A 291-nucleotide genomic window follows, 5' to 3' on the forward strand; every position below is an offset into this window, starting at 1 on the left:
CGGCCGCGACCGAGATACGGCCGTCCCAGGCCGTGATCAGCTCACGGACCGCATCCGCCGCCTGGGCGATGGAGACCATGCCGCCGCGGCCCGCGAGGGCAATGATCGCGCGGGACCGCAGGGCCACGACCTTCGCCGCATCCTCCAGCGACAGGACACCCGCCACCACGGCAGCGGCGATCTCACCCTGGGAGTGCCCGATCACAGCGGATGGTTCGACACCGTGGGAGCGCCATACCTCGGCCAGGGACACCATCACGGCCCACAGCACCGGCTGGACCACATCCACCC

At 71.1% G+C, this 291-nt stretch carries 1 protein-coding gene; it reads right to left on the bottom strand.

Annotated features, from left to right (window positions below; all coding sequences use genetic code 11):
- On the bottom strand, positions 1-291 hold a 291-nt coding region (locus ACLF6P_RS30060), incomplete at both ends, for an acyltransferase domain-containing protein (RefSeq protein ID WP_415954590.1).

This window comes from Streptomyces lothianensis, from assembly GCF_047779955.1.
Taxonomy (GTDB): domain Bacteria; phylum Actinomycetota; class Actinomycetes; order Streptomycetales; family Streptomycetaceae; genus Streptomyces.